The 25,651-nt window shown below is 68.7% G+C and carries 21 protein-coding genes; 9 read left to right on the top strand and 12 right to left on the bottom strand.

The genetic code is table 11. The features are described 5' to 3' along the window. Positions 1 to 39: 39 nt before the first annotated feature. The 4 genes from purT (at position 40) to HWX25_RS24090 (ending at position 3,925) form a co-directional block, all read left to right on the top strand. The gene (gene purT, locus HWX25_RS24105) at positions 40 to 1,254 is read left to right on the top strand and encodes a formate-dependent phosphoribosylglycinamide formyltransferase (protein ID WP_059527309.1); all 1,215 of its coding nucleotides are present in this window, start codon (positions 40 to 42) and stop codon (positions 1,252 to 1,254) included. Positions 1,255 to 1,272: 18 nt separating this feature from the next. Then, entirely contained in the window at positions 1,273 to 1,467 is a 195-nt protein-coding gene (locus tag HWX25_RS24100; protein ID WP_175910923.1) for a DUF6726 family protein, read from the top strand. An 82-nt stretch (positions 1,468 to 1,549) separates the two neighbouring features. After that, positions 1,550 to 1,933 (top strand): MliC family protein, encoded by a 384-nt coding sequence (locus HWX25_RS24095; protein ID WP_175910922.1) that lies wholly within the window; start codon positions 1,550 to 1,552, stop codon positions 1,931 to 1,933. Positions 1,934 to 2,365: 432 nt separating this feature from the next. Then, entirely contained in the window at positions 2,366 to 3,925 is a 1,560-nt protein-coding gene (locus HWX25_RS24090; RefSeq protein ID WP_175910920.1) for a DEAD/DEAH box helicase, read from the top strand. A gap of 245 nt (positions 3,926 to 4,170) precedes the next feature. Here HWX25_RS24090 and gluQRS read toward each other — a convergent pair whose 3' ends face one another. Together gluQRS and HWX25_RS24080 are read right to left on the bottom strand one after the other, a co-directional pair. Continuing rightward, entirely contained in the window at positions 4,171 to 5,064 is an 894-nt protein-coding gene (gene gluQRS, locus HWX25_RS24085) for a tRNA glutamyl-Q(34) synthetase GluQRS (RefSeq protein ID WP_175910918.1), read from the bottom strand. A gap of 22 nt (positions 5,065 to 5,086) precedes the next feature. Further along, positions 5,087 to 5,941 carry a sulfurtransferase gene (locus HWX25_RS24080; protein ID WP_175910916.1) on the bottom strand — a complete coding sequence of 285 codons (855 nt, stop codon included), beginning with the start codon at positions 5,939 to 5,941 and terminating at the stop codon, positions 5,087 to 5,089. 222 nt (positions 5,942 to 6,163) lie between these two features. Here HWX25_RS24080 and dnaE point away from each other — a divergent pair, with 222 nt between their 5' ends. From dnaE to HWX25_RS24065, 3 genes are all read left to right on the top strand, one after another. Further along, positions 6,164 to 9,697 carry a DNA polymerase III subunit alpha gene (dnaE, locus tag HWX25_RS24075; protein WP_059820631.1) on the top strand — a complete coding sequence of 1,178 codons (3,534 nt, stop codon included), beginning with the start codon at positions 6,164 to 6,166 and terminating at the stop codon, positions 9,695 to 9,697. Between the two features lie 323 nt (positions 9,698 to 10,020). Then, positions 10,021 to 11,109, top strand: coding sequence for a glycosyltransferase family 9 protein (locus tag HWX25_RS24070; protein ID WP_175910914.1), 1,089 nt, complete (start codon positions 10,021 to 10,023; stop codon positions 11,107 to 11,109). Between the two features lie 245 nt (positions 11,110 to 11,354). Further along, a complete protein-coding gene (locus tag HWX25_RS24065; protein ID WP_175910912.1) occupies positions 11,355 to 12,533 on the top strand; it encodes a glycosyltransferase family 9 protein in 1,179 nt (392 codons plus the stop codon). A 172-nt stretch (positions 12,534 to 12,705) separates the two neighbouring features. Here HWX25_RS24065 and HWX25_RS24060 read toward each other — a convergent pair whose 3' ends face one another. From HWX25_RS24060 to HWX25_RS24050, 3 genes are all read right to left on the bottom strand, one after another. Continuing rightward, on the bottom strand, positions 12,706 to 13,986 hold the full coding sequence (locus HWX25_RS24060) for an O-antigen ligase family protein (protein ID WP_175910910.1): 1,281 nt from the start codon (positions 13,984 to 13,986) through the stop codon (positions 12,706 to 12,708). Positions 13,987 to 14,120: 134 nt separating this feature from the next. Beyond that, on the bottom strand, positions 14,121 to 14,963 hold the full coding sequence (locus HWX25_RS24055; RefSeq protein WP_175910908.1) for a glycosyltransferase: 843 nt from the start codon (positions 14,961 to 14,963) through the stop codon (positions 14,121 to 14,123). Between the two features lie 144 nt (positions 14,964 to 15,107). Then, positions 15,108 to 15,860: a glycosyltransferase family 2 protein gene (locus HWX25_RS24050; RefSeq protein ID WP_059527280.1), complete on the bottom strand. Its 753-nt coding sequence runs from the start codon at positions 15,858 to 15,860 to the stop codon at positions 15,108 to 15,110. Between the two features lie 223 nt (positions 15,861 to 16,083). Here HWX25_RS24050 and msbA point away from each other — a divergent pair, with 223 nt between their 5' ends. Together msbA and HWX25_RS24040 are read left to right on the top strand one after the other, a co-directional pair. Continuing rightward, entirely contained in the window at positions 16,084 to 17,835 is a 1,752-nt protein-coding gene (gene msbA / locus HWX25_RS24045) for a lipid A export permease/ATP-binding protein MsbA (RefSeq protein ID WP_059689407.1), read from the top strand. Positions 17,836 to 17,923: 88 nt separating this feature from the next. Continuing rightward, a complete protein-coding gene (locus HWX25_RS24040; RefSeq protein ID WP_059820635.1) occupies positions 17,924 to 18,316 on the top strand; it encodes an RcnB family protein in 393 nt (130 codons plus the stop codon). 58 nt (positions 18,317 to 18,374) lie between these two features. Here the strand turns inward: HWX25_RS24040 and HWX25_RS24035 are convergent, their stop codons facing one another. The 7 genes from HWX25_RS24035 to HWX25_RS24005 all read right to left on the bottom strand — a co-directional run bounded on the left by HWX25_RS24035 (position 18,375) and on the right by HWX25_RS24005 (position 25,612). Continuing rightward, the gene (locus HWX25_RS24035) at positions 18,375 to 18,959 is read right to left on the bottom strand and encodes an FUSC family protein (RefSeq protein WP_175910906.1); all 585 of its coding nucleotides are present in this window, start codon (positions 18,957 to 18,959) and stop codon (positions 18,375 to 18,377) included. Positions 18,960 to 18,990: 31 nt separating this feature from the next. Next, on the bottom strand, positions 18,991 to 20,250 hold the full coding sequence (locus HWX25_RS24030; RefSeq protein WP_175910904.1) for an MFS transporter: 1,260 nt from the start codon (positions 20,248 to 20,250) through the stop codon (positions 18,991 to 18,993). Further along, positions 20,247 to 21,212 (bottom strand): PRC-barrel domain-containing protein, encoded by a 966-nt coding sequence (locus HWX25_RS24025; protein WP_175910901.1) that lies wholly within the window; start codon positions 21,210 to 21,212, stop codon positions 20,247 to 20,249. Before HWX25_RS24025 ends, HWX25_RS24030 begins: the two co-directional genes overlap by 4 nt. 243 nt (positions 21,213 to 21,455) lie before the next feature. Next, complete coding sequence (locus tag HWX25_RS24020; RefSeq protein WP_175910899.1) at positions 21,456 to 22,598, bottom strand: collagen-like triple helix repeat-containing protein; 1,143 nt, start codon at positions 22,596 to 22,598, stop codon at positions 21,456 to 21,458. A 446-nt stretch (positions 22,599 to 23,044) separates the two neighbouring features. Then, a complete protein-coding gene (locus HWX25_RS24015; RefSeq protein ID WP_059527263.1) occupies positions 23,045 to 23,380 on the bottom strand; it encodes a 50S ribosome-binding protein YggL in 336 nt (111 codons plus the stop codon). A 121-nt stretch (positions 23,381 to 23,501) separates the two neighbouring features. After that, positions 23,502 to 24,971 carry a ribonuclease G gene (gene rng / locus HWX25_RS24010; protein WP_175910897.1) on the bottom strand — a complete coding sequence of 490 codons (1,470 nt, stop codon included), beginning with the start codon at positions 24,969 to 24,971 and terminating at the stop codon, positions 23,502 to 23,504. An 8-nt stretch (positions 24,972 to 24,979) separates the two neighbouring features. After that, positions 24,980 to 25,612 carry a Maf family protein gene (locus HWX25_RS24005; RefSeq protein ID WP_059820641.1) on the bottom strand — a complete coding sequence of 211 codons (633 nt, stop codon included), beginning with the start codon at positions 25,610 to 25,612 and terminating at the stop codon, positions 24,980 to 24,982. Positions 25,613 to 25,651 lie beyond the last annotated feature (39 nt).

Genomic DNA, 25,651 nt, shown 5'->3' with positions numbered 1-25,651 from the left:
AGCCGTTTTCGTCCTCCAACAGAACCAGCGGGAAATCACATGCAGATCGGTCAGCGGCTCGGTACGCCGCTTTCACCCTCGGCCACGCGCGTCATGCTGCTCGGCGCGGGCGAACTCGGCAAGGAAGTCATCATCGCGTTGCAGCGTCTCGGCGTCGAAGTCGTCGCGGTCGATCGTTATCCGGACGCGCCGGGGCACCAGGTCGCGCATCGCGCGCACGTGATCGACATGACCGACGCCGCCGCGCTGCGCGCGGTCGTCGAGGCAGAGCGCCCGCACCTGATCGTGCCGGAGATCGAGGCGATCGCGACCGATGCCCTCGCGGCGATCGAGGCGGCCGGCCTCGCCGAGGTGATCCCGACCGCGCGCGCGACGCAGCTCACGATGAACCGCGAAGGCATCCGCCGCCTCGCGGCCGAGGAGCTCGGGCTGGCGACTTCGCCGTATGCGTTCGCCGAGTCGTTCGACGCGTTCAGCGCGGCCGTCGCGAAGATCGGCATGCCGTGCGTCGTGAAGCCGGTGATGTCGTCGTCGGGCAAGGGGCAGTCGGTCGTGCGGACCGAGGCCGACGTGAAGCCTGCCTGGGATTACGCGATGGCGGGCGGCCGCGTGAACCACGGCCGTGTGATCGTCGAGGGCTTCATCGATTTCGACTACGAGATCACGCAGCTGACCGTGCGCGCGATCGATCCGGCGACGCTTGAGACGCGCACCTACTTCTGCGAGCCGGTCGGGCACGTGCAGGTGGCGGGCGATTACGTCGAATCGTGGCAGCCGCAGCCGATGAGCGCCGTCGCGTTGGAGAAGTCGCGCGAGATCGCGCACAAGGTGACCGAGGCGCTCGGCGGGCGCGGGCTGTTCGGCGTCGAGCTGTTTGTGCGCGGGGACGAAGTCTGGTTCTCCGAGGTGAGCCCGCGGCCGCACGACACCGGCCTCGTGACGCTCGCGTCGCAGCGTCAGTCGGAGTTCGAACTGCACGCGCGCGCGATTCTCGGGCTGCCGGTCGATCCGACGCTCGGCTCGCCGGCCGCGTCGGCGGTGATTTACGGCGGGCTCGACGAGCGCGGCATCGCGTTCGAGGGTGTGCGCGACGCGCTGGCCGTGCCGGGCGCCGACCTGCGCCTGTTCGGCAAACCGGAAAGCTTCGTGAAGCGGCGCATGGGCGTCGCCCTCGCGACCGGCGCGACCGTCGACGAAGCCCGCGAACGCGCAAAGCGCGCCGCGGCGGCCGTGCGGCCCGTGTCGGCGCGCTGACCGGATCGGGAGCACGCGATGGTGTCGACATGGCGGCGGATCGGCCGTATCGGCAAGGTGGGCGCCGCGCTGGCGCTGGTCGCGAGCCTCGCGGGGTGCGGCCTCGCGGCCGCGCCGTGCCGGGTCGCATCGGCCGGGCTGAAGATCGTGCCGGTCGTCGGCCATGTCGCGGCCGCGCCGACCGACGCGTGCGCCGACGTCATCGATCCCTGAGCGACGAACGCTCAATACATAACCAACGATAACCGCGCGTCCCGCGAGGGCGTGCTTCCACCCGTCTCGTGAGAGGACCTGCATGATTCGCCAAACCTTCGCCGCGCTCGCGCTGGCCGGCACCGCCGTTTCCGTCGCGCATGCCGCGCAACTGACCGTCGAGGAGATCGACGCCGATTCGCGCCAGCAGGCCCTCTATCAGTGCGCGAACCAGAAGCAGCCGGTGCGCGTGTCGTACTGGCGCGCGGGCAACGGCCAGAGCTTCGCGCTGGTGCCGGTCAACGGACAGCAACTGCTGTTCGTCGATACCGTTTCGGCGTCGGGCGTGCGCTACCAGGCCGGACGCTATACCTGGTGGACGAAGGGCAAGGAAGGGACGCTGCGCGACGAGATCGCCGACCAGAATGCGGCACCGCTGCTGGGCGACTGCGTGCAGGTCGAGAAGAAGAAAAAGAAGAAGGGCTGAGCGCCGCGCGCGATCGGATACGCCGTGCCGGCGTGCCGATTGCCGCGTTCGATGCGGGCAGCCGGGTTCGACCTCCAGCCGGATCGCTGGGCAGGCGGCGCCCGGGCTCGTCGACCGCTTGCCGATTTTCCGAAGTGCACACCCGGAATTCGACCCCTATTTTTACCCATCGGCCGATCGGGATAGCCTGGTCGCTCGACGCATCCGCCCGCGCCAGGCCTGCCGGCGCTCGCCGCGAACCGCCACCGAGGGCGTTCGCGGCGTTGTCACGGACAGATTGCTGCGCAGTGCTACAATACGCCCCTTTCCGCCGGCATTCGCGCCGAACGGAGTCCGCACGGCCTGTGGCGCCCGATGTTCGAAATGAACCGGTCCCAAGCGCCAGAGCGGCGCCGCGCGGCGCGCCGCGGCTCCGTCTACTTCCGAAATGTGATGAGCGCAGGCCCGGCCGGCCTGACGCACGATGTCCCCGCCGCGCCTTTTGAGCGAAACGCCACCATGTCCGATTCAGTCGCCAAGCCAGCCGACGCAACCTTCGATCAATTCGGCCTTGCCGCCGATATCCTGAAAGCCATCGCGGAGCAGGGCTATACGACGCCGACGCCGATCCAGGCGCAGGCCATTCCGGTCGTGCTCGCCGGCCGCGACGTCATGGGCGCCGCGCAAACGGGTACCGGCAAGACCGCGAGCTTCTCGCTGCCGATCCTCCAGCGGCTGCTGCCGCAGGCCAACACGAGCGCATCGCCCGCGCGCCACCCGGTGCGCGCGCTGATCCTCACGCCGACCCGCGAGCTCGCCGACCAGGTTGCCGCGAACGTGCACGCGTACGGGAAGCACACGCCGCTGCGCAGCGCGGTGGTGTTCGGCGGCGTCGACATGAACCCGCAGATGGCCGAGCTGCGCCGCGGCGTCGAGATCCTGATCGCGACGCCCGGCCGCCTGCTCGACCACGTGCAGCAGAAAACGGCAAACCTCGGGCAGGTGCAGATGCTCGTGCTCGACGAGGCCGACCGGATGCTCGACATGGGCTTCCTGCCGGACCTTCAGCGCATCCTGAACCTGCTGCCGAAGGAGCGTCAGACGCTGCTGTTCTCGGCCACCTTCTCGCCGGAAATCAAGAAGCTCGCATCGACCTACCTGCGCAACCCGCAGACGATCGAGGTCGCGCGCAGCAACTCGACCAACGCGAACGTCACGCAGATCGTCTACGACGTCGCCGAAGGCGACAAGCAGGCCGCCGTCGTGCAGCTGCTGCGCGATCGCGGGCTCAAGCAGGTGATCGTGTTCTGCAACAGCAAGATCGGCGCAAGCCGGCTGGCCCGCAATCTCGAGCGCGACGGCGTGGTCGCGTCGGCGATCCACGGCGACAAGACGCAGATCGAGCGGATGCAGGCCCTCGACGCGTTCAAGCGCGGCGAAATCGAGGCGCTGGTCGCGACCGACGTGGCCGCGCGCGGTCTCGACATCGCCGAACTGCCGGCCGTGATCAACTTCGACCTGCCGTTCAACGCGGAAGACTACGTGCACCGGATCGGCCGCACGGGCCGCGCGGGCGCGACGGGCGATGCGCTGTCGCTGTGCAGCCCGAACGAGCGCAAGCAGCTCGCCGATATCGAGAAGCTGATCAAGCGTCCGCTCGATGTGCAGACGCTCGCGCTCGACAAGCCGGCGCGCCATCGTCACGACGAGCGTGGCGGCGATCGCGGCGGCGATCGCGGCGGTGAGCGTGGCGGCGAACGCGGCGGCCGCCGCGAGCGTGACGAGCATCGCGGTGCGTCGGGGCGTCGTTCGGGCGGTTCCGAGCGCGGCGGCCATCACCGTCGTCACGAGGCGCCGGTCGACGACTTCTTCCTGAAGCCGTACGAACCGTCGGCGCCGGCGAACCAGCCGGAAGAGACGAAGTCCGCGCAGCAGCCCGAGAAGAAGGGGCCGAAGCGTCAAGTCGCCGCGCTGCTCGGCGGCTTCGGAATGCCGCGCAAGCCGTCGGTGTAAGCGGGCGGTTCAGGCGGTCGGTGCAGCGCGCGAGCGCTGCCGCGGAAACGGGTGCATGCGATGAGCATGTGCCCGTTTTTCATTGGGCGAGACGATTCGTGACGAGGCAACCGGGAGGAGGGGTGACTGATCGCGCGGGCGGGGGGCTTCGGTGCAGTGTCGTCAGCGCGCGTGCAGTTTCCGGTCGATTCAGCGCTGACGGATGCCGGAACGCGGTCGTTGCGAACCGGGATTCCGCGAACGGCTCAGCCGGCGTATGGCCCGAAGCGACGCGCCCACGCATCGGTCGCGGCCGCGTAGAACGCATCCATCGTGTCGCCCGATGGATCGCCATCGGCGGCAAGGCCGAGATGCATGGCGGCGGCCCGCAGCTCCGGCAGCGGATCGTCCCGCTGGAGCGCGATCGCGCCGGTCTGCTTGCTGAGCTTTTCGCCGTTCGCGTCGACGACGACGGGCACGTGCAGGTATTCGGGCGTCGGCACGCCGAGACAACGCTGCAGGTAGATCTGGCGCGCGGTCGAATCGAGCAGGTCGGCGCCGCGCACGACGTGCGTGATGCCCGCGTCGGCATCGTCGACCACCACCGCGAGCTGATACGCCCATTGGCCGTCCGCGCGCTTCAGCACGAAATCGCCGACGTCGGTCGCGAGATTCTGCGCTTGCGTGTGCTGCCAGCGGTCGTCGAACGTGACGATCGCATCGTCGCCGTCCGGCACGCGCAGCCGCCACGCGCGCGCGGGCTTGCCGTGCAGGCCGGTGCGGCAGGTGCCCGGGTACGCGAGCGTCGTGTGGCGCTCGTGCGCGGCACGTAGCGAATCGGCGATTTCCTTGCGCGTGCAGCCGCACGGGTAGACGAGCCCTGCGTCGACGAGCCGGTCGAGCGCGGCCGCATAGTTGGCCTCGCGCGTGCTTTGCCACACGGGTGGCTCGTCGGGCGTCATGCCGAAATGCGCGAGCGTCGCGAGGATGTCGTCGGCGGCGCCGGGCACCGTGCGCGGGCCGTCGATGTCCTCGATGCGCACGAGCCATGCGCCGCCGTGTGCGCGCGCGTCGAGCCAGCTCGCGAGCGCACCGACCAGCGAGCCGAAATGCAGCGGGCCGGTGGGCGACGGCGCGAAGCGGCCGCGGTAACCGTTCATCGGGGCGCGGAGCGACGCGCGCTTACGCGGCGCTGGCTGTCTGCGCGCAGGCCGGGCACGACTGGCCGGCCACGTAGCTCGGCGATTGCTGGGCTTCCGGCGTGACGACCGCGCGGCACGCGAAGCACGTGACGTTTTCGGTCGGCTGCAGTTGCGGGTTCAGCGCGGTGCGGTAGTCGAACACGAAGCAGTCGCCGTGATAGTGCGCGCCGCCGACTTCCTCGAAATACTTCAGGATCCCACCCTCGAGCTGGTACACATTCTCGATGCCGATTTCCTTCATGTGGATCGCCGCCTTCTCGCAGCGGATGCCGCCCGTGCAGAACGACACGACGGTCTTGCCCTCGAGATCGGCGCGGTTCGCGTCGATCACTTCCGGGAACTCGCTGAACTTGTCGATCCGGTAGTCGAGCGCGTCGTCGAACGTGCCGACGTCCACTTCGAACGCGTTGCGCGTGTCGAGCATCACGACCGGGCGGCCGGCATCGTCGTGGCCGCGGTCGAGCCACGCCTTCAGCGTGCGCGCGTCGACCGACGGCGCGCGGCCGAGCTCCGGCTTGATCGCGGGCTTCTTCATCGTGATGATCTCGCGCTTCAGGCGCACGAGCATCCGGCGGAACGGCTGCGAGTCGGACAGGCTCTCCTTGAACTGCAGCGTCGCGAACTTGCCTTCGAACAGCGGATCGTGGCGGAGGTAGTCGATGAACGCGTCGGTCGCTTCGCGCGAGCCGGCGATGAACAGGTTGATGCCTTCCGGCGCGAGCAGGATCGTGCCGCGCAAGCCGAGTTCGTTGCAGCGGGCGGTGACGAGCGGGCGCCATTGCTCGGTCGCGTCGAGCGACACGAAGTGGTAGGCGGCAAGGTTGACGATGGTCATGATGGTCCGACGGGAAAACGGCCGCGGCCGTGCGGCGGGCGCACGGCGGCCCCGCAAAAAAGGGTGCGAAGCCGGGGCGATGATTCGAAAACCCGTATTATCCCGCAAACTGCGCATGCGCCGGCACCTGACCGTTCGGCCAACGTCGCGCGCATCGGCCGAACGGCCGCGCGCGGGGATTTTTTGGGCAGCCTTCGCGACGACGCGGCTACAATATCGCCCATGTCAGATCCCCGCTTCGTCCATCTTCGCGTTCACTCCGAATTCTCGATTGCCGACGGCATCGTGCGTCTCGACGACATCGTCAAGGCGGCGGCCGCGGACGGTCAGGGCGCGCTCGCCCTCACTGATCTCGGCAACGCATTCGGCCTCGTCCGTTTCTACCAGGAAGCCCGCGGCAAGGGCATCAAGCCGATCGCCGGCTGCGACGTCTGGATCACCAATCCGGACGATCGCGACAAACCGTCGCGCCTGCTGCTGCTGGTGAAGGACAAGGTCGGCTACCTGAACCTGTGCGAACTGCTGTCGAAGGCATGGCTCACGAACCAGTATCGCGGCCGCGCGGAACTCGACGCGAGCTGGCTCGACGGCGAGCTCTCGCAAGGGCTGCTCGCGCTGTCGGGTGCGCAGCAGGGCGATATCGGGCTCGCGTTCGCGGCCGGTAACGAGGAAGCCGCGCGCCGGCATGCCGAGCGCTGGGCGAAGATCTTCCCGGGCGGTTTCTACATCGAACTGCAGCGTTACGGCCAGCCGGGCGCCGAGGCGTACATCCAGCAGGCCGCGACGCTCGCCGCGTCGCTGCAGCTGCCGGTCGTCGCGACGCATCCGACGCAGTTCATGACCGACGACGACTTCACCGCGCACGAGGCGCGCGTGTGCATCTCGGAAGGCGACATGCTCGCGAATCCGCGACGCCAGAAGCGCTTCACGACCGATCAGTATTTCCGCACGCAGGACGAGATGGCCGCGCTGTTCGCCGACTTGCCGTCGGCGGTCGCGAACACGGTCGAGATCGCGAAGCGCTGCAACCTGAAGCTCGAGCTCGGCAAGCCGAAGCTGCCGCTGTTTCCGACGCCGGACGGCATGTCGCTCGACGACTACCTGGTCCAGCTGTCGAAGGAAGGGCTCGAGAAGCGCCTCGAGCAGCTGTATCCGGATGCGGCGGAGCGCGAAGCGCAGCGCGACACGTACTACAAGCGGCTCGAGTTCGAGTGCGGGACCATCACGAAGATGGGCTTCCCGGGCTACTTCCTGATCGTTGCGGACTTCATCAACTGGGCGAAGAACAACGGCGTGCCGGTCGGCCCGGGCCGCGGCTCGGGCGCCGGTTCGCTGGTCGCGTACGCGCTCGGCATTACCGATCTGGACCCGCTGCGTTACAACCTGCTGTTCGAGCGATTCCTGAATCCGGAACGCGTGTCGATGCCCGACTTCGACATCGACTTCTGCCAGCACGGCCGCGATCGCGTGATCCAGTACGTGAAGGAAAAATACGGCGCGGACGCCGTGTCGCAGATCGCCACCTTCGGCACGATGGCCGCGAAGGCGGCCGTGCGCGACATCGGCCGCGTGCTCGACCTCGGCTACATGTTCACCGACGGCGTCGCGAAGCTGATCCCGTTCAAGCCCGGCAAGCACGTGACCATCGCCGACGCGATGAAGGAAGAGCCACAACTGCAGGAGCGCTACGACCACGAGGACGAAGTGCACCAGCTGCTCGACCTCGCGCAGCGCGTCGAGGGCCTCACGCGTAACGTCGGGATGCACGCGGGCGGCGTGCTGATCGCGCCCGGCAAGCTGACCGACTTCTGTCCGCTGTACACGCAGGGCGACGACGGTGGTGTCGTCAGCCAGTACGACAAGGACGACGTCGAAGCCGTCGGCCTCGTGAAGTTCGACTTTCTGGGTCTCACGACGCTGACGATCCTCGACTGGGCCGAGCGCTACATCCGCCGTCTCGATGCGTCGAAGGCCGACTGGTCGCTCGCGCAGGTACCGCTCGACGATCCGGCATCGTTCCAGATCCTGAAGAAGGCCAACACGGTTGCCGTGTTCCAGCTGGAAAGCCGCGGGATGCAGGGCATGCTGAAGGACGCGCAGCCCGACCGCTTCGAGGACATCATCGCGCTCGTGTCGTTGTACCGTCCGGGCCCGATGGACCTGATCCCGAGCTTCTGCGCACGGAAGCACGGCCGCGAGAAGGTCGACTATCCGGATCCGCGCGTCGAACCCGTCCTGAAAGAGACCTACGGCATCATGGTCTATCAGGAGCAGGTGATGCAGATGGCGCAGATCATCGGCGGCTACTCGCTCGGCGGCGCCGACCTGTTGCGCCGCGCGATGGGCAAGAAGAAGCCCGAGGAGATGGTCAAGCACCGCGAGATCTTCGCCGAGGGTGCGGCGAAGAACGGCCTCACGCGCGAGAAGTCCGACGAGATCTTCGACCTGATGGAGAAGTTCGCGGGCTACGGCTTCAACAAGTCGCACGCGGCGGCCTACGCGCTGCTCGCGTATTACACCGCGTGGCTGAAGGCGCACCATCCGGCCGAATTCATGGCGGCCAACATGACGCTCGCGATGGACGACACCGACAAGGTGAAGATCCTGTTCGACGACTGCGTTGTGAACAACCTCGTCGTGCTGCCGCCGGACATCAACCAGTCGCATTACCGGTTCGAGCCCGTCGCTGAAGCCGACGGCAAGCGCTCGCGCACGATCCGCTACGGTCTCGGCGCGGTGAAGGGCAGCGGCCAGAACGCGATCGAGGAAATCCTGCGCGCGCGCGAGGAAAAGCCGTTCACCGACCTGTTCGATTTCTGCGAGCGGATCGACCGGCGTGTCGTCAACCGCCGCACGGTCGAGGCGCTGATCCGTGCCGGCGCGTTCGATTCGCTGAACGCGAATCGCGCGCAGATGCTCGCGTCGGTGCCGCTCGCGATGGAAGCGGCCGAGCAGGCCGCGGCGAACGCGATGCAGGCCGGCCTGTTCGACATGGGGGCCGAGTCGCCGCACGCGCATGCGCTCGTTGACGAACCCGCGTGGGACGACAAGCGTCGCCTGCAGGAAGAGAAGGGCGCGCTCGGCTTCTACCTGTCCGGCCACCTGTTCGATGCGTATCGCGACGAAGTGCGCCGGTTCGTGCGGCAGAAGGTCGGCGACCTGAAGGAAGGGCGCGACAAGCTCGTCGCGGGCATCATCGCATCGCTGCGCACGCAGATGACCCAGCGCGGCAAGATGCTGATCGCGTTGCTCGACGACGGTTCGGGCCAGTGCGAAATCACGATTTTCAACGAGCAGTTCGAGGCGAACAAGGCGCTGTTCAAGGAAGACGAACTGCTGATCGTGCAGGGGCAGGCACGCAACGATGCGTTCACCGGCGGTATCCGTTTCACGGCCGACACGGTGATGGATCTCGAGCGTGCGCGCAGCCGCTACGCGCAGGCGGTGCGGCTCACGATGAACGGCAATGCGGATGCGGCGGCGCTGCGCCGCGTGCTCGAGCCGCACGTGTCGAAGGACGATCCGGCGGCCGCGCAGGCGGTCGAGGCGCCCGCGCCGCGCGGCGGCGGGCGCGACGGCGGCCGTCGCCCGCAGGCGCCGCTGCCGAACGGGCTCGCGGTCCAGGTTCACTACAGCAACGCGCGCGCGCAGGGTGAGATGCGTCTCGGCGACGCGTGGCGCGTCAAGCCGAGCGACACGCTGCTCGCGGAGTTGCGCGCGACGTTTGACGGAAGCATCGTCGAAATCACGTACTGAGCGGTCACCGCCCGACGGTCGTCGTCTGCACGGCCCGTCGCATCGCCATCGTGCGGTGCGGCGGGCCGTTTTCATTTCGGCGGGTGCTTGGGGCCGTCATCCGGACGCTATACAATCCGTCGCGCGCGACGCAAATGCGGCGCCGGCCGCGGCACGTCCGCCGGCCCGGGCGATATTGCGCGCTTGAAAACGGGGGCGGTTCAGCGCGGCACGCGATGCGGCGCGGTGCCGCGAGCGAACACGCGACGAGGCCGGCACGGGGAAGGGCGCCAGGATGCCGGTCGGTACGCGACGATAAAAAAACCGACAGCACGACCACAACAATGGCCAACGGGAAACCGACGAGGCGGATCCTCGTGATCCGGATTGATTTTCTGGGCGACATGCTGTGCACGACCGCTTTCCTCGGCGCGCTGAAACAGCGCTGGCCCGGTGCGGAACTGCACGTCGTCGCGAACCGCTACAACGCGGCCGCGCTGGCCGGCAACCCGGACGTGCACGCGGTCCATACTTACGTGTACAGCCGTCAGTGCGAGCGCAACGACCGCCCGGGACGGATGCGCGCGCTCTTCGACAGGCTGCGGCTCGTGCGCCGGCTGCGCCGCTTGCGGTTCGACCTCGTGATCGTGCCGAACGGCGGCATGCATCGCAGCAGCATCCAGTTCGCGCGACAGCTCGGCGTGAAGGATTGCCGCTGGCACGATGCCGATTCAGAATTCGACGATCGCAAGCCCGAACACGTCGCGTCGCGGCCGATGTGCCATGAGGCGCTGTCGGGATTCCGGCTCGTGCCCGAGCTCGGCCGCACCGGACTCGACGGTCTGGAGCTGTCCGTCCACCCGGACCGCGCGCTGCAGGAAACGTGGTATCGGCTGCTTGGGCCGCGCACGAAGCCGCGCGTCGGGCTCTTCGTGTCGAACAAGGCGGCGGAGCGACGCTGGCCGGCCGATCGATGGCGCGACCTCGCTCGGCGGCTCGCACCGCTCGCCGACGTGATCGTGTTCCGCGATCCCGCCGTGTCGGCCGCGGCCGACCACGACACGTGGCGGGACGTGGACGCCCGGCATGTCGCGCCGTCGTCGGTCGCCGAGCTGGTGGCCGCCGCGAGCCTGCTCGACGCGATCGTGTCGGCCGACAGCGCGCCCGTGCATCTCGCGTCGGCGCTCGGCGTGCCGGTCGCCGCGCTGTTCGAGGACCGTCCCGAGAAATACCGGCGCTGGCATCCGCTCGGCGTGCCGCACATCGTCCTGCGGGCCGGCGCGACGGTCGACGCGATCGGAGTCGACGCGCTCGAGCGCGCGGTGCTTCATCTGTTGATGCCGGCCGGGCAGCCCGAAGAAGCGATGGGTGGCGCAGTGCCGCTTCCGGCTGCTACCTTCGAGGCACCTGCAGTCGACGCAATCGTTTCGTAGCCTCCGGGACGGCAGGCGGCGACGGCATTGCCGGCGACGCCGTCGGACGGACAAACGGACGCCAGGCGGCACGATGACCGCGGCCCCGCCGTGCGCGGCGCGTCGTTGTCTGCCGCGATACCAGACGGGCGCCCCCAATTTCCAACCGCGACGCGTTGCCGACGCCCGCGCCCGACGCCACGCCACCGGCCGCAAAATCCTGTACATTGCGAGCCTTGTCCAGCCAGCTAGACGGAACGATCGCCGTGGCCCTGTTTTCTTCCGCCCGCCCGCCCAGAACCATCCTCGTCGCAGCCCCGCGCCGTATCGGCGACGTGCTGCTGACGACGCCGCTCGTGCGTTCGCTGAAGGTGCGCTGGCCCGACGCGCAGATCGACATGCTGGTGTTTCGCGGCACCGAGGGCGTGCTGGAGCACAACCCCGACGTGCGGCGCGTGATCGTCGTCGCGCAGCGTGCGGGATTCCGGGAGCGTTTGCGCGACGCGCTGTCGATGTGGCGCCGCTACGATCTCGCGTGCGCGGCGCTGAGTTCCGACCGGCCGCGTTTCTACAGCTGGTTCGCCGGCCGCAAGCGCGTCGGCCTCGTCGATCCGAACCGCGTCACGTGGCTGACTCGAATGATGCTGAACGGCATCGCGATCAATCATCACGAATCCGCGCATACGGTTGTCAGCACGCTCGCGCTCGCACCGGTGATCGGCATCGAGCCGGTATCCGAGGTCGTCGCGCCGGGCATCGGCGACGATCCCGCGCGGCGCGCGCGATTCGACGCGTGGCTGGCTGAATCGCCTGCGATTCGTGACGGCAAGCCGCTCGTCGTGCTGCATCCGTATCCGATGTTCCGCTACAAGCAATGGCGGCTCGAGGGCTGGGTCGAGATGATCGAATGGCTGCGCGCGCAGGGGTTTGCGATCGCGCTGTCGGGCGGCCCGGCCGATCGCGAGCGCGAGTACGCGGAGCAGGTCGCGGCCGAGGCGGGCGGCGACGTGCTGAATCTGGTCGGCCGCCTGACGTTCGGCGAAAGCGCGGAACTGGTGCGGCGTGCACGGCTCTTCATCGGGCCCGATACGGGCGCGACGCACGTTGCGGCCGCAACGGGCACCGACACGATCGCGCTGTTCGGTCCGTCCGATCCGGTGCGCTGGGGGCCGTGGCCGCAGCACTGGCCGGCGACGGAGAACCCGTGGGCGCTGCGCGGCTCCGCGCGGCACGGCAACGTGTGGCTGCTGCAGGGCGAGGGCGATTGCGTGCCGTGCCGGCACGAAGGCTGTGAGCGCCATGTCGACAGCCGCAGCGACTGCCTCGTCAATCTCGGCACGCAGCGTGTGAAGGCGGCGGCAGCCGAGATGCTCGGGCTGAATCCGCCAGGTGCCGCCGACTCGGTCATCGACACATCGCGCTTGCATCGCGCGCGTTCCGACTGACGACGCCTGAAGGCCTGACGTTTCCTGATTCGAAAAGCAGGGGAGCGGCGCCGCGTCGACGGCGCGCGGCCGTGCTTCCGGCAGCGGCGCGCGTGCGCCGCCATTGCAGCCTGAGAGGCTCAAGCTGCGGCGGGCGGCAACGCGGATCGCGCGCCGCCCGCCGCATGATGCGTTACGCGCTGCGCCGGATCGCCGACGTCTCGCGGGGCAGTGCTTCGGTGCGCGCGCCGCAGCCGAGCAGGATGCCGGCGAGCAGCACCAGCAGGTGACCTTCGGCGAAATCGAGCAGCAGCGAATTCGCGAGGCTGCCGATCGCGAAGATCGCGAGCCACGCGAGCAGCAGCTGCCGCGAACGCGAATCGAGCGCACGGCTGCCGCGCGCGATCTGCACGATCAGGTTCAGGAACAGCAAAACGCCGAGCGTGCCGAGCTGCACGGCCATCAGCAGGTATTCGTTATGCGGATTCGACGTGAGTTGCCCTTCGGCCGCCGTCTTGCCGGCCGTGAGCTTCTCGAACTCGAATTCGAGGCCGCCCGCACCGTAGCCGATCACGGGACGCATGCGATACAGCTCGAGCCCCTTCTTGTACCACTCGAGACGCAGCCCGGTCGACGTGACCGCATCGGTCTGCCGATACTGCTGCACTTCCGACACGACCTTCAGAAGCCGGCCGTTGTGCACCGTGCACGCGGCGACGACGAGCGCGACGCCCGCCAGGACCAGCGCCCCGGCGGCGAGCCCCGCGCGCAGCGCCGACTGGCGGCGCATCAACAGCACGAAACGCACCGCGACGACGAGGATCAGCAGCAGCGCGATGACCTGCCCGGTGCGTCCCTGCAGCATCACGAACACGTTGATCAGCGACCACGCGGCGACGCCCGCATATGCGGCTCGCGACAGCGCGGTGCGGGCCGACAGCGCGAGGTCGGCCGCCTGGTAAAACAGCAACGCGCCGAACATGCCGGCCGCGATGTGGTTCTTGAACACCCAGGCACGCGACAGCGGCAGTTCGGTCGCATGCGCGGGCCCGATCGCGGTCAGCCCGAGATAGTTGGTGGTCGACAGCAGCAGGATCACGCACAGCGTGCCGAACCACGCTCGTCGCACGATCGGTGCCCAGTTCGAGTGGCGGAAGGCGAGCACGGCAAACGGCAGCAGCAGCAGCTTGTCGTACTTGGCGACCCAGTTCCACGCCTTCGGGTGCGGCGCGACCGTATAGGTGACGCTCGCGGTCAGCGCCGCGAGGATCAGGAGCGCCGCGAGCGACGCCGGTTCGGTGACGAACGTGCGCAGGTCGCGCCAGAATTCGGGGGAGATCACGAGCGCGGCCGCGAACAGTCCGCAGAACACATTGGTCAGCGCGGTCGAGACGGGCACCATGCACAGCGCGATGACGGCGAAGGCGCGGGCGGCGGTCAGGCGCCGCGTGGCGGGAGCGGAAAACGAAAGCATCGGAACCTGTCGAATGGACGAATGCGGCATGCGGGCACCGTGCCGCGCGCCGCGCGTCCCGGCGGCACCGCGCGGGACGAAGCGCGCAGTATACGCGAAGCGGCGGGCGTTTCTTTACCGTTTCCGGGGTCCGATCAGCTGAATGCGCGCTTGATCCGCGAGCGCAGCAGCGCGCGCTTCAGGCGTCCCTCGACGACCGGCGTGTCGAGCGCGAGTCGCGAGCCCGCCGGCTCGCCGCGATGCAGGTAATAGCGGTCGAACGTGGCCTGCGTCATGCCCCATTTGTTGAGGAACTGGCGGCGACCATCGTTCTTGACGATCTTGCCCGTGCTTTTCTGCTGGAAGTGATAGACGAGGCTGTCGCCGACGCCGAGGAAGATCCGGCAGCCGGCGTCCCAGAATTTCATCGAGAAGTCGTTGTCGCTGCTCATCCCCGGCGACAGCTCGCTGCTGTAGCCGCCGATGCGGTTCCACCAGTCGCGGTGCACGAGCGTCGGCGGCCAGGTCGAGCCGAGCCAGTCCGCGCGCGCGAGCCGCGGTGTGGCCTCGACGAGGCCGGCCGCGTCGAACTGTTCGGCGTCGCGGCCGAAATTGCTGACGACGACGCACGGGTTGCGCGTGTCGACCGGCTCGACCATCGTGCCGGACAGCATGAACAGGTCGGTCGGCATCTGCTCGATGCGCCGCACGAGCGCCGCGTCCCAGCCGGGGCAACAGTACATGTCGTCGTTCATGTAGACGACGTAGTCGCGCGTCGCGCGCGCGGCGGCCAGGTTCACCGCGTGGCAGATGCCGATGTTGGCCGGCGACGCGGTGTGCTCGATGCCTTCGCTGCGCACCCAGTCGAGCGTGCCGTCCGAGCCGTCGTTCACGTGCACGATGATCTGGTGGTCGTACGCCGAATGACGGCGCAGGCTGTCGACGACGAGCTTGAGGTACGGCAGGTTGTTCCAGGTCGGGATGATGATGGAGAACATGGCGGTCGGATTCGGTGGTCGTCGTGTCGGCGGCGCGTGGCGCGGCGCCGCGCTCGGGCGCGCATGGCGCGCGGGCAGCCCGGCATTGTAACGCCGGGCCGGCCGCATGCCGGCGGCGTCAGGGGTGGGGCAGGGGGCGCGCGCTCAGCGGGCCGGCTCGTGGCCGAGCTTCAGGAACCGGTAGTACACCGTTTCCGCGTTGAACACAGCGATCATGAAGCCCGCGCGGCCGTCGAGAAACCCGCGCCGCAGCACATAGGTCCGCACGAACGCCCATGCGCCGCGCGCGAGCGCCTTGCCGAAGCCGCCGCGCTGGCCGGCCGCGCGGCGCTGGCGTGCGCCGGCCGTCGAATACGCATCGAGCTTGCGCACGACGGTTTCGAAATCCTCGTACGAATAGTGCATCAGCTTGCCCGGCAGCCGCTGCGCGGGCGTGTCGAATACGAGCCGTTCGTGCACCAGGTCGTCGGAGAAGCGGGCGGTGCCGCGCCGGAACAGGCGCGGCACCCAGTCGGGATACCAGCCGCTGTGGCGGATCCATTGGCCGCAGAAGCTCGACAGCCGGTCGAGCGCATAGACCTGCGCGGCCGGCGCGCGGATGGCCGCGCGGATCGACTGCGCGAGTTCCGGGCTGACCACCTCGTCGGTGTCGAGCGACAGGATCCAGTCGGTGTCGAGGGCGTCGAGCGCGCGGTTCTTCTGCGGGCCGAAGCCCGGCCAGTCGCGCTCGACGATCACGCGGGCGCCGTGCGCGCGGGCGATCGCGACGGTATCGTCGGTGCTGCCGCCGTCGATCACGACGACGTCGTCGGCGAAGGTCAGCGCGTCGAGGCACTGCGCGAGCCGCGCGGCCGCGTTGAGGGCGATGAGGGCGACGCCGAGGGTGGGTTCTGCCATGAAATCGTCGAAAAGGCGGAGAAAACGGTGAGCGGCAGTATACCCGCGCGCCGGCCGACGGCCGCTTCGGCGACGGCCATGCCGGCGCAGGCGGTACAGCTATAATGTTGGGCCTTTTTCGGCACCCGCCGGACGGGGTGAATTCCGGGCAGTCACGCCCCGGGCGCCGCGTCGCGGCTCAAGAAGGATTGCCTTGGAAACCCAGAACACTCTTCGCAAACCGATGGACGGCACCGGTACGTCGCCGGTCACGGTCCTCAAGCGCCTGTGGCCGTACATCCGGCCGCTCATCGGCATCGTGCTGCTCGCCGTGATGACGATGGGCGTCGTCGCGGCCACGGAAGCCGGGATCCCGGCACTGCTCAAGCCGCTGCTCGACCACGGCTTCGGCTCGCACGGCAGCGACCGCGCGAAATGGTACGTGCCGATCGCGGTGATCGGCCTCGCGCTCGTGCGCGGCGTGTCGCAGTACACGTCCAACTACCTGCTCAACTACGTGTCGAACCGCATCCTGCTGCAGCTGCGGCTCGAGATGTTCCAGCGGATGATCCACACGGGCGCCTCGTTCTTCCAGCGCGAGACCGCGAGCACCGTGATCAACGCGATCGTGTTCGAGGTCAACCAGATCCTGTCGGTGCTGACCGGCGTGATGGTCACGCTCGTGCGCGACTCGCTGACCGTGGTGTTCCTGCTCGGCTACCTGTTCTACCTGAACTGGCGGCTCACGCTGATCGTCGCGGTGATCCTGCCGGGCATCGGCTGGCTCGTCAGCAAGATCAACCGTCGTCTGCGCCGCCTGAACCGCGAGCATCAGACGCTGACCAACGAGCTGTCGTACATCGTCGAGGAGACGGTCGGCGGCTACAAGGTCGTGAAGGTGCACAACGGCGAAGCGTACGAGATGGACCGCTTCACGACGATGAGCAAGCGCCTGCGCGGCTACGCGATGCGCATGACGATCTCGGGCGGGCTCGCGCAGCCGCTGACGCAGTTCCTCGCGTCGATCGCGCTCGCGGTCGTGATCACGATCGCGGTCGTGCAGTCGACCAACGACCAGACGACGGTCGGCGGCTTCGTCGCGTTCGTCACGTCGATGCTGCTGGTGATCTCGCCGCTCAAGCACCTGATCGACGTCAACCAGCCGCTGCAGCGCGGGATGACGGCCGCCGAGCTGATTTTCGGGCTGATCGACGAGCCGGCCGAGCCCCAGGGCGGCGGCCGTGCGCTGCCGCACGCACGCGGCGAGATCGAATTCCGGGACGTGTCGTTCGACTACGGCGCCTCCGAGCGGCCGACGCTCGACCGCATTTCGTTCAAGGTCGCGCCGGGCGAGATGATCGCGCTCGCGGGGCCGTCGGGCAGCGGCAAGACGACCCTCGTCAACCTTCTGCCACGTTTCTTCGATCCGACGGGCGGCGCGATCCTGGTCGACGGCGTGCCGGTGGCCGACTACGACCTCCACGCGCTGCGCGGCCAGATGGCGATGGTCAGCCAGGACGTCGTGCTGTTCAACGACACGATCGCCGCGAACGTCGCGTACGGGCAGACGCCCGACCGCGCCCGCGTGCAGGCGGCACTCGAGGCCGCGAACCTCGCCGACGCGGTCGCCGCGATGCCCGACGGGCTCGACACGCTGGTCGGCGGCAACGGGATGCGTCTGTCGGGTGGCCAACGGCAGCGGCTCGCGATCGCGCGCGCGATCTACAAGGATGCGCCGATCCTGATCCTCGACGAGGCGACCTCGGCGCTCGATTCGGAATCCGAGCGTCACGTGCAGGCCGCGCTCGAGCGGCTGATGGAAGGGCGCACGACGCTTGTGATCGCGCACCGGCTGTCGACGATCGAGCGTGCGGACCGGATCCTCGTGCTCGAAGCCGGCAAGATCGTCGAAACGGGCAGCCACGACGAACTGCTGCGCCATGGCGGGCTGTACGCGCACCTCCACCGGATCCAGTATCAGCAGCAGGCGGCGTGACGTCGGATCGCACCCGTGTGCTAGTCTTCATCGGGCAGGTCCGGTTTCGTTGTTTCCGGTTCGACGTGACAACACGGAGGGAAGGGCAATGAAGAAGATGCACGGGATGATGCTGGCCGCGCTGGTCGCGGCGGGTTTCGCAGCGCCGGCCGCGATGGCGCAGGATCACGGCAACTACGACAATCACGGAGACCGCGGCGGCCCGGGCATGCGGCACGGCCATGGTCCGAAGCACATGCCGCCGGGGCAGGCGATGCATCGCGAGGACGATGTGCCGCCGCGCTGGGCCGACCAGCCGCGCCGCGACTGGCACAAGGGCGACCGTCTCCCGGACGAATTCCGCGATCGCCAGTACGTGGTCGACGACTGGCGCGGCTATCGCCTGAGCCCGCCGCCGCGTGGCTATCACTGGGTGGGCGTCGGCGGCGACTACCTGCTCGTGCAGATCGGCTCGGGCATCGTGCTGCGGGTCGGTCCGTAACACCCGCCACCGATCATCGATTCATCCGGCTGCCGGGGCGTGTGTTCCGGCAGCCGCGTCACTTGTCCTTATCCTTGTCCTTGTCCGCCGCCCGGCGGAACCAGCGCCGCTCGACCCGCGACATCGCCCAGCACACGGCCAGCGCGCAGACGGTGCCGAGCGCCACTTCCCCGAGCCGCATCAGCGGAATGTCCCATAGTGGGCCGTTGCCTGGAAACAGCAGCACGATCGTCGCGGTCACGCCGCCGAGCCGCGCCGCGCTGCCGACGTTCAGACACCAGCAGCTGACGATCGTGACCGCGACCGCGATCGCATAGGCGAGGAGGCGATCGCCGCCGAGCGCGGCGCCCGCGAATCCGACCAGGCCGCCGATCATCGCGCCGATGAACTGGTCGCGCGACAGCGACATCGTGTCCGAATAGTTGTGCTGCGTGACGGCGATCGCGGTGACCGCCGCCCACACGGCCTGCTCGGTGTGCAGCGCGCGGCCGATCGTGTACGCGAGGCACGCGCCGCAGACGGCTTGCAACGCCATCAACGCGCCTTGCGTGAGCCGCTCGCCGAAAGTCAGCCCCTTGAACAGATCGAAGATCGACTGCTGGATCTGCTGGCGGGCTTCGTTGAGCGTCCTGATCGTATCCATCGTGTCGGGCCGGGAAGCGGGGGCGAGCGCGTCAGTGCGCCTGTTCCGGCGATGCGGCGGCCGGCTCGCCGGTGGTCGCGTCGCCGTTCTCGACGCGCGTTTCCGGCATCGCGAGCCAGACCAGCAGCACCGCGAGCGTGCCGGCGGCGGCGAGCCCGAAGAAGCTGACCGCATTGCCGAAGTGATCGGCGACAAAGCCGGCCACGGCGGTGCTGAGCGTCGCGCCGATACCGGCCGCGAGCCCGAACAGCCCGATGCACAGGTTGTAGCGGCCCTTGCCGCCCGCGACGTCGGCCGCGATCAGCGGCAGCATCACGCCGAACACGGCCGCGCTGATGCCGTCGAGCATCTGCACCGGCACCAGCAGGTAGGGGCTGCTCACGCCGGCGAACAGCAGCGCGCGCACCGGCAGCGCCGAGAAGCCGAGCAGCAGGATCGGCCGGCGTCCCCAGCGTTGCGCGGACCGGCCGACCCACGGCGACAGCATCGCGACGATCGCCTGCGGCACGATGATGCACGCCGCGATCACGAGCTGCACGTTCTCGCCCATCCCGGCCGTCACTTCGCCGGCCGCGAGGTTGAGCATCGCCGCGTTCGACAAGTGGAACAGCACGACGCACGCCGCGAAGATCAGCATCCGGCGATCGCGCAGCAGCTCGAGCAGCGTCTCGCGCTCCTCGCCTTCGTCGCGCTCATCGGGTTTCGACGTATGCGGAATCACTTCGTGTGTCGGCTGGATCATCGCGAGCGCGAACAGCGCGGGCAACGCCAGCACGGCGGTCAGCCAGAACACCGCGCGCGCGGAGAAATACTCGCCGGTGAGCCCCATCAGGCCCGCCGCGACCGCGCTGCCGATCGATGCCCAGCGCGCGTTGCGGCCGAGCCGGTCGCCGAGGTCGGAGCGGCCGACCAGCGAGAACGAGATCGCGGCCATCGCGGGCACGAGCATGCAGCTCGCGAAGCCGTGGAACACTTCGGCCGCGATCACCGGCACGATCGTCGGGCTCGACGCGAGCAGCACCGCGGACAGGATGATGGCTGCGATTGCCCACGCGGCCGCGCCTTTCTTGTTCTTCAGCGCGTCGACGGCGGCGCCGCCAGGCACCTGGCTGACCATCGCGCTGATCGTGCCGATCGACAGCACCATGCCGATCTCGCCCTGCGTCCACTTGTGCGATGCGAGGTAGGACGCGATGAACGGACCGAACCCGGTTTGAACGTTTGCAACGAAAAAGTTGAGCCAGTCGAGGGCCCGGAGACTGCGAACGCTGACGGAATGCTTGATCGTCATCGGGCGGCACTCGCAGGCGAAGCCGGCGCGGCGGCGGTAACCGGCGGCGAGACCACGACGATCGGCTTGTCGGCCGCGTAGGGCGGCGACGCCTTGATCTGCGCGTCGTTCAGGTCGAGTTGCGGACGCAGCGCCTTGTCGCGCGTGACGAAGCGCAGCGCGCCCCAGCTCGCGGCGATCGAGCGGCGTTCGGTATTGACGAGCCCGCCGAGGTCGAGCACGACGGCCTGCGGTTGCGCGCCGCGGTCGATCAGCACGTCGACGACCCGGCCGATCTTCGTGCCGTTCGGGCGTTCGACGTCGCTGTCGAGCAACGGCAGACGCGTCGTGGGCGACGCCGCGGCCGAGCCCGACAGCGGCACGGCCTTGGGCCGGGCGGCCGGCGGCAGGTCGCCCGACGGCACGTCGAGCACGATCGGTTCCTGTTTGCCGCCCGGCGTGAAGCGGAACACGCTCCACGGGAAGACGACCTTGCGGTCGCCGATACCCATGAACCCCTGCAGGTTGACGATCATTTCGCGCGGTTTGCCGCTTGCGTCGGTCACCATGTCGACCGCGCGGCCGATCACCTTGCCGTTGCGGCGCGCGACCTCGCTGTCGAGCAGCGCATGGATCTGGGTGCGGTCGAGCGGGCGTGTCGCGACGAGCGGCGGCGGGGGCGGCGGAGGCGGCGTCGGTGATTCGGGGCGCTGCACCGGCTTCGGCTTCGTCACTTCACGGTGCGGCTTCTTCGGCGCTTCCGGTTCCTCCGGCTGGACGAGCGGCGGCACGGGCGGCATCGTCAGCGGTTCGCCGGCGGTTTCCTCGACGGGCTCGACGAGCGCCTCGCTGATCGGCGCGGGCGGATTCTGGGTCGGCAGCAGCCCGCAGCCGGACAGCAGCGCGGCGGCTGCGAGAACGAGGAAAACCGTCGAGGACGGGAACGACATGCGGGATGCGGGAAACGGGAGTCCGCCGCTCATTGACACTCACTCCATGGGTCGGGGGCGGGCCCGGGGGCTCGCGGCTGGCGATGGATGGCGGGTGCGGGCGGCGCACCACGCGAGGTGAGAGTTTAACGTGTCTTCCTTTCAGGACCGATTTATGCGAAGAATCGGGCGCGGGAGGACCGGGAAATGGCGGGGGGGCGGCGTCGGGGGGCACAACGAGCACGGCGCCCGACCGTCGACGACGGGACGGGCGCCGCACGGGCTTCCGACGTGGCGTTATTTGACCAGCGAGCCGAGCGTCGTCGTCACCGGGGCGAGCAGGCCACCGCCTGTCTTCGACAGCGCGCCGGTGCCGCTGCCGCCCGTCAGGCCGCCGACCGGCGAGCTGCCGCCCGCCGCCGTCACGGAGCCGACCGCCGATGTGAGCGCGCCTGCCGGGTTGCTGCCGCCCGTCGCGCCGCCGAGTGCCCCGGTCGACAGGAGCCCCGTCACCGGGGCGAGCGGATTCGTCGCGGCGCTGCCGCCGCCGAGCAGCGCCGTGCCGGCGGTGGCGACCGTGTTGCCGGTCGCGATCACGACGTTGCCGACGCCGGTCGTGACCGGATTGTTGCCCGTATTCGCGAGCGTCGTGCCGGCGTTCGCGACGCCGGTGCCGACGGTCGTCACGAGGTTCGTCAGCGGCGCGCCGAGCGGCGTGCTCGCCGCGACCGTCTGCGTGACCGAGCCGACCGTCGTCGTGATCGGCGTGATCGCCGAGCTGGCCGCGCCCGTCACCTGCGCGACCGGGCCGGTCGACAGTTGCGTGCCGAGCGTCCCGCCGGCGCCTGCGATCGTATTGCCGAGCGTCGTCACGGCCCCGCCGACGGGCGACGTGACGGGCGCGAGCGGCGCCAGGGCCGAACCGCTGGCGCCGAGGCTCGACACGACACCGCCCGTCGCGGCGACTGCCTGGCCGAGATTCGTGACCACGCCACCCGTGCTCGCGACCGTCGTGCCGATCGGATCCGACGACGCGCCGAGCTGACCGAGGCCCGAACCGAGGCCGGTGCCGAGCGTCGTGACCGCCGCGCCGACGTCCTGCACCACGGTGCCGAGCCCCTGTGTCGTTGCCGGGCTCGTGCCGGGCACCGACTGCGCGGCGATTGCCGTGCCGACGCTCGATATGGCTCCGCCACCGGCCGTCACGATGTTGCTCGACGCAGCGGCCGTCTGGCCGACGCCGTTGGCCGACGTGCCGCTCGAGCCGTTGCCCGTGCCGCCGGTCGTTGCCGTCGTGTCGCCGGATCCCGAGCCGGAGCCGCCGGTGCCCTGACTCAGCGAGCCGGAGCCGCCGCACGCGGCCAGCGACATCAGCGCCGCGGCGCCAGCCGCGATCATGATCATTCGGAATCCTGCTTGATGGATGATGGGCGTGTTCATGTCGTCCTCGTCTCGATTATGGAAATGAGTCAGGCGGCCTTCGTGTGCGCCGACATGTCGTCGCTGCGGAAGGGAAGCGGCGGGCGCATCGTTGTTGTCTCCCTGATCGACCTGTCGCCGTGTCGCGTATTCGCCTGAACCGGAACCCGGAGCGGTTGCAGGACGAATCGTTTGCATTCTTTCGTCTTGCTTGCCGATCGTGCCGAAAATCACCGGATTCGTTCGACCAGAGTAGGTCCATCGAGGTGAGACTTCTTTTAATGATCGTTAAATTGAAGTAAGCGTCCGATTCAATGCCGAAGTCGGGGTAATCACGATCGACGCGATGCGACTCGTGTGATGGGGGCGGGAGGGAGGGCGGAAGGAGGGGGCGGGCGGCGCCTGCCTGGGCCGCCGTCGCGGCGGGCAGGCGCGAGCGCCGTGCGAGGCGCGGAGCAACCGGAACGTCAGGCGTCCGGATACCACGCGTCGGTAAATTCGCTGACCTTGACGTCGGTCAGCTCCGGACGTGCGGCCAGCCATGCACGGACGTTCTCGCGGTCGGCATCGGTCGTCGTGCCGCGCGGCGCGCCGGAGATCACGTAGGCGCCGATCCCTTCGTCGGCGGATGCGACGGTCAGCAGCCCGTTCGCTTCGACGAAATCGATGAACGCGTCGATGAGCTGGCCGCGCTCGAGGTCGGACAGCTCGTTGCGGTAATGCGCGGTCGCGTTGAACGCGAGTTCCTGGAACTCGGCGATGTGGAGTTTCTTGCGCTGGCGGCGGTTGTGGCGTTGGCTCATGGTGTGTGATGAACGGGAAGAGGAAAAATGCAGCGACGGCGGGCGCGGGTGTGACATGCGCGAGCGGCCGGCGCCGCGTTGGATCGCCGCGCGGCATAGCCGGCGGCGGGCAGAGGGAACGTCACATCAGCACGATATCGTACTGCTCCTGGCTCAGGTTCGACTCGACCTGCAGCGATACCGGCTTGCCGATGAAGTCGATCAGCATCGCGAGATGCTGCGACTCCTCGTCGAGGAACAGGTCGATCACTTGCTGCGCGGCGATCACGCGGAATTCGCGCGGGTTGAACTGGCGCGACTCGCGCAGGATCTCGCGCAGGATGTCGTAGCAGACGGTGCGCGACGTCTTCACCTGGCCCTTGCCCTGGCAGGTCGGGCACGGCTCGCACAGCACGTGCGCGAGCGATTCGCGCGTGCGCTTGCGCGTCATCTCGACGAGCCCGAGCTGCGAGAAGCCATTGACCGTCACGCGCGTGCGATCGCGCGACAGCGCCTTCTTCAGCTCGGACAGCACCGCGTCGCGATGCTCGGCGTTCTCCATGTCGATGAAATCGATGATGATGATCCCGCCGAGGTTGCGCAGACGCAGCTGCCGCGCGATCGTATGCGCGGCCTCGAGGTTGGTCTTGAAGATCGTGTCGTCGAAGTTGCGCGCACCGACGTAGCCGCCGGTGTTCACGTCGATCGTCGTCATCGCCTCGGTCTGGTCGATCATCAGGTAGCCGCCCGACTTCAGGTCGACGCGGCGCGACAGCGCGCGCTGGATCTCCGTCTCGATGTTGTACAGGTCGAACAGCGGCCGCTCGCCGGTGTAGTGATGCAGCTTCGGGCTCACCGCCGGCGTGAACTCGCCCGCGAATTCCGCGAGGCGCTGGTAGGTCTCGCGCGAATCGACCTGAATGCGCGTCGTGTCGTCGTTCGCGAAATCGCGCAACACGCGCTGCGCGAGATCGAGATCCTGGTACAGCAGGCTCGTCGCCGGCAGCCGCTGCGCTTGCGCGACGATCGTCGCCCAGGTCTTGCGCAGATACGTGACGTCGCCCGCCAGTTCGTCGGAGGTCGCGTCCTCGGCGATCGTGCGCACGATGTAGCCGCCTTTCTCGTCCGACGGGATCACGGCGGTCAGCCGTGCGCGCACGGCCTCGCGCTCGGCCTCGCTCTCGATCTTCTGCGAGATGCCGATGTGCGGCTCCTGCGGCAGATACACGAGCGTGCGGCCCGCGATGCTGACCTGCGTCGACAGTCGCGCGCCCTTCGTGCCGATCGGATCCTTGATCACCTGGACCATCAGCGTCTGGCCTTCGAAGACGGTCTTCTCGATCGGCTGGTGCGGCGTGCCCGACTGCGGCTCGCCCGCGAGGCGCGGATGCCAGATGTCCGCGACGTGCAGAAACGCCGCGCGCTCGAGGCCGATGTCGATGAATGCCGACTGCATGCCGGGCAGTACGCGCACGACCTTGCCGAGGTAGATGTTGCCGACCCGCCCGCGCGACAGCGTGCGCTCGACGTGAAGCTCCTGCACCGCGCCTTGCTGGACGAGTGCGACCCGCGTTTCCTGCGGCGTGAGGTTGATCAGGATTTCTTCGTTCATGGTGGGATTCAGAAGTCGACGCGCGCGGCGCGCAGCAGTGCCGCGGTCTCAAAGAGGGGCAGACCCATGATACCCGAATGGGAGCCTTCGATTCGCTCGATGAATTCGGCCGCGCGCCCCTGGATCGCGTAGGCGCCGGCCTTGCCGAACGGTTCACGGGTGTCGACGTAACGTTCGAACGCCTCGCGCGGCGCGGCCGCGAAGCGCACCGACGAGCGCGACAGCGCGGGCGGCAGCAGTTCGCCGTCGGCGCCGATCACCGCGACCGCGGTCAGCACCTCGTGTTCGCGGCCCGCGAGGCGGGTCAGCATCGTGAGCGCGTCGGCGGCATCGGCCGGCTTGCCGAGGATCGCGCCGTCGATCGTCACGGTGGTGTCCGCAACCAGCACCGGCGCGGCCGGCTTGCCGCTCGCGACGAGGCGCGCCCGCGCGGCCTCGGCCTTCGCGACGGTCACGCGCCGGACGTACGCATCGGCGGCTTCGCCGGGCAGTTCGGCTTCGAGCGCCTCGGCGTCCTCGTCGGGGCGCGGCAGCAGCAATTCGAAGCGCACGCCGATCTGCTGCAGCAGCTCCTGGCGGCGCGGGCTTTGCGAAGCAAGGTAAAGGGTCGGAAAAAGGGCGGGGGGCGTGCTGGACGGCATGGTGTCGTTATCTCGTTGAGCGCGCGCGCCGCGCGTCCC

It is taken from the genome of Burkholderia sp. BCC1640, from assembly GCF_902833125.1.
In the GTDB taxonomy this organism is placed as follows: domain Bacteria; phylum Pseudomonadota; class Gammaproteobacteria; order Burkholderiales; family Burkholderiaceae; genus Burkholderia; species Burkholderia diffusa.
The sequence above is the reverse complement of the archived record's forward strand: the minus strand, read 5'-3'. Positions and strand labels throughout refer to the sequence as shown.

Bases quoted from the DNA above. Each gene is read 5' to 3' on its own strand.
- rng (WP_175910897.1), bottom strand. From the start codon at position 24,971: ATGAACGAAGAAATCCTGATCAACCTCACGCCGCAGGAAACGCGGGTC.
- purT (WP_059527309.1), top strand. From the start codon at position 40: ATGCAGATCGGTCAGCGGCTCGGTACGCCGCTTTCACCCTCGGCCACG.
- HWX25_RS24025 (WP_175910901.1), bottom strand. From the start codon at position 21,212: ATGAGCGGCGGACTCCCGTTTCCCGCATCCCGCATGTCGTTCCCGTCC.
- HWX25_RS24030 (WP_175910904.1), bottom strand. From the start codon at position 20,250: ATGACGATCAAGCATTCCGTCAGCGTTCGCAGTCTCCGGGCCCTCGAC.
- HWX25_RS24050 (WP_059527280.1), bottom strand. From the start codon at position 15,860: ATGGCAGAACCCACCCTCGGCGTCGCCCTCATCGCCCTCAACGCGGCC.
- dnaE (WP_059820631.1), top strand. From the start codon at position 6,164: ATGTCAGATCCCCGCTTCGTCCATCTTCGCGTTCACTCCGAATTCTCG.
- HWX25_RS24060 (WP_175910910.1), bottom strand. From the start codon at position 13,986: ATGCTTTCGTTTTCCGCTCCCGCCACGCGGCGCCTGACCGCCGCCCGC.
- HWX25_RS24095 (WP_175910922.1), top strand. From the start codon at position 1,550: ATGATTCGCCAAACCTTCGCCGCGCTCGCGCTGGCCGGCACCGCCGTT.
- HWX25_RS24015 (WP_059527263.1), bottom strand. From the start codon at position 23,380: ATGAGCCAACGCCACAACCGCCGCCAGCGCAAGAAACTCCACATCGCC.
- gluQRS (WP_175910918.1), bottom strand. From the start codon at position 5,064: ATGAACGGTTACCGCGGCCGCTTCGCGCCGTCGCCCACCGGCCCGCTG.
- HWX25_RS24040 (WP_059820635.1), top strand. From the start codon at position 17,924: ATGAAGAAGATGCACGGGATGATGCTGGCCGCGCTGGTCGCGGCGGGT.
- HWX25_RS24070 (WP_175910914.1), top strand. From the start codon at position 10,021: ATGGCCAACGGGAAACCGACGAGGCGGATCCTCGTGATCCGGATTGAT.
- msbA (WP_059689407.1), top strand. From the start codon at position 16,084: ATGGACGGCACCGGTACGTCGCCGGTCACGGTCCTCAAGCGCCTGTGG.
- HWX25_RS24035 (WP_175910906.1), bottom strand. From the start codon at position 18,959: ATGGATACGATCAGGACGCTCAACGAAGCCCGCCAGCAGATCCAGCAG.
- HWX25_RS24090 (WP_175910920.1), top strand. From the start codon at position 2,366: ATGAGCGCAGGCCCGGCCGGCCTGACGCACGATGTCCCCGCCGCGCCT.
- HWX25_RS24055 (WP_175910908.1), bottom strand. From the start codon at position 14,963: ATGTTCTCCATCATCATCCCGACCTGGAACAACCTGCCGTACCTCAAG.
- HWX25_RS24020 (WP_175910899.1), bottom strand. From the start codon at position 22,598: ATGAACACGCCCATCATCCATCAAGCAGGATTCCGAATGATCATGATC.
- HWX25_RS24080 (WP_175910916.1), bottom strand. From the start codon at position 5,941: ATGACCATCGTCAACCTTGCCGCCTACCACTTCGTGTCGCTCGACGCG.
- HWX25_RS24100 (WP_175910923.1), top strand. From the start codon at position 1,273: ATGGTGTCGACATGGCGGCGGATCGGCCGTATCGGCAAGGTGGGCGCC.
- HWX25_RS24005 (WP_059820641.1), bottom strand. From the start codon at position 25,612: ATGCCGTCCAGCACGCCCCCCGCCCTTTTTCCGACCCTTTACCTTGCT.